This window comes from Pedobacter sp. 05L430 (assembly GCF_056397585.1).
Map to the genome: position 1 here is coordinate 1 of NZ_JBFTNT010000427.1, position 2,597 is coordinate 2,597.

The 2,597-nt window shown below is 40.2% G+C and carries 2 protein-coding genes; both read right to left on the bottom strand.

Annotated features, from left to right (window positions below; genetic code table 11):
- Positions 1–1,697: hypothetical protein (locus AC1DG9_RS25920; RefSeq protein WP_477635553.1), on the bottom strand; the 1,697-nt coding region annotated here is incomplete at its 3' end.
- A 38-nt stretch (positions 1,698–1,735) separates the two neighbouring features.
- Positions 1,736–2,482, bottom strand: a complete 747-nt coding sequence (gene surE, locus AC1DG9_RS25925) for a 5'/3'-nucleotidase SurE (protein ID WP_048905710.1) — start codon at positions 2,480–2,482, stop codon at positions 1,736–1,738.
- Positions 2,483–2,597: the final 115 nt, after the last annotated feature.

The window sequence follows — 2,597 nt, forward strand, 5'->3', positions numbered from 1 at the left end:
TCATAGAAGTTGCTGTTGTTCAGGTATCTTTTGTCTACACCCCACATATCAACGAGTATCAGCACACCTAAAACAATAAATGCGGTGTTTGCTTTAACTTTCCCTTTTAATATTGCCCATAACACACCAAAGCCAAGCAAAATGAAAATCAAGGACCTGAAAGCATCCGTACGGGCAAGTGATATCCTGTCTTCTATCAAGGCACTCCCTATGGAATTGGCAAAGCTAAGATCAGCCTTAAAAGCCTCAGCAAGGTGATTTACCATTTCCTGATGCGATGAATCTCTAAAATCAAAAAACAAGGTTGGCGCGAGCATAAATAACACTAAGCCACCGCCTGTTATATATAGAGAATAAAGTAACTTTTTGGGTAAATCTTTTGCCGTATCTTTCTCATCTACGAATTGCTTAAGTGCCACAAATGCCAGCAATGGTATAATTAATGCCGGTATAACCAATATAGATTCTACTGCCCGCATCTTGTTATACATCGGGAAGTAATCAAAAAACAGATCAGAGATTAATGGGAAATGTTTGCCAAACGATAAAAACACAAATAGAAATGTGGAGGTTAAAATCCACCATTTCATTTTACCCTTAACTATAAATAGCCCCAGAACATATAAAAAGACCACAATACAGCCAAAATACCATGGACCATGAGTGCTCGATTTTTCACCCCAATAAGTTCTTAATAAACCTTGCTCAAGCTGAGGGATGAGCTCTTTAACCTGATCTTCAGGAACGCCCTTTGCTACCAGTGCTTTAGCTACATTAGAATGCTCATCTAATTGTTTGATCTGAGTAGCACCCCCATACATATTTGGAACAAGGAATGTTGAGATTTCGCCAACACCCTGGCTCCAGAGATAGGCATAATCGCGCCCAAGTCCACTATCTGATTTTGAGGTTGTTCTGGTTAAATTTGCCTTACCGCGGATAGATTCGTTTCCATATTCGTAGGTAGTCCATAATTGTCCCGCGTTTACACCAACGGCTAAAATCACACCTGCAAAAAGATATCCTACAGCGGTAAAAAAAGCCTTTAACTGTTTGGATGCTATTGCATAATACAGTTCAAAACCTGCCAATATGAGCAGGCACATGAACAGATAATAAGTCATTTGTATGTGGTTGCATCTGATTTCAATGGCAAGAAAAAGAGCAGTTAACAAACCACCTAATAAATATCGTCCTCTAAAAGTGAGTAAAATAGAACCCAATACAGGTGCAAAGAACGAAATTGCCATTGCCTGATTGCTGTGGCCGGCTTCAATATAGATGAAATTATAAGACGTAAAAGCAAAGGCTATGGCTCCTGCAGCAGCAAGCCAGGGCTTCATTTTTAATGTACTCAATAAAAAATAAGCCCCCAGCAGATAGCAAAGCACAATATCTATTGGGTTCGGAAATACAGTTTTTAAGGTATTGATCACATAGTTGGCTATACTGCCACTGTTCGATACCCAGATCTGGAAACTAGGCATCCCACCAAACATAGAATTGGTCCACAATGGCCCTTTTCCTGTTTCCGCGCGAACATCCATGATCTCCTTTGCCATTGCTTTGGCTTCAAGCACATCGCTCTGGTAAAGGTCCTTACCCTGCATAGCAGGACTGAAATAAGCAAAACAGAGAATAAAGAATATCCCTATGATAATAAAATGTGTGCTGTTAGCTTGAAACCATTTCTTCATACAGTAAAGAAAGCAATAATATCAAACAAGAGCTAGAATTAATTAGTTTTTGATAAAATTACTGTCGGCTCATGACTTTTCAATTCAGTTTCATTTGTTAAATCAAGCCTTAAAGGAGTTATAGACACCAAATCATTTTTAACCGCCCATCGGTCAGTCCCCTCTTCTGCCAGTTCAAGTGGCTTTACCGTAATCCAATAATGCTTTCTGCCCATTGGGTCATGCCCCGGAACCACGCTTCCATCGTATAACCTTACCGACTGCCTTGTCCACTGAAGCCCTTTTGGCTTACGCGGAAAATTCACATTATATAACCCAAGATTCGTATTTTCTAACAATACAGTTAATGCCTGCTCAACAAAAGGATCCAGGCTTTCAAAATCGGGCTCCGATTTACCGACAGGTGTACTTAATGCTATTCCCTTAACCCCTAGTAAAACCGATTGTTTAGCAGCGGCCAAAGTTCCCGAATGCCACATAGAGTTCCCTAGGTTTGGCCCCATATTGATACCTGAAAGCACAACTTCCGTATCAGGATACATATGCAAACCAAGTGCAACACAGTCTGCCGGTGTTCCATTTACCCTAAAAGCATCAATGTTTTCGAATGTGATTGGCGATTTTTTATAAGAAAGCGGACGCGAGTGTGTAATGGCATGTCCCATTGATGATTGCTCCACATCAGGGGCTACAATTCTAACTGTACCAAAGCGCAGTGCGATGTTTGCCAGCGCTCTGATACCGGGACTATAAATACCGTCGTCATTTGTGATCAGGATTTTCATGATAGTTTTTTAAAATAATTACTACAATGAAAACCATAGTTATGTCAACATTGTTCAAACTATATGAAAAAAACCAGCAAACTCATCCGATTAATCCATAATCCTACTGCGGGCG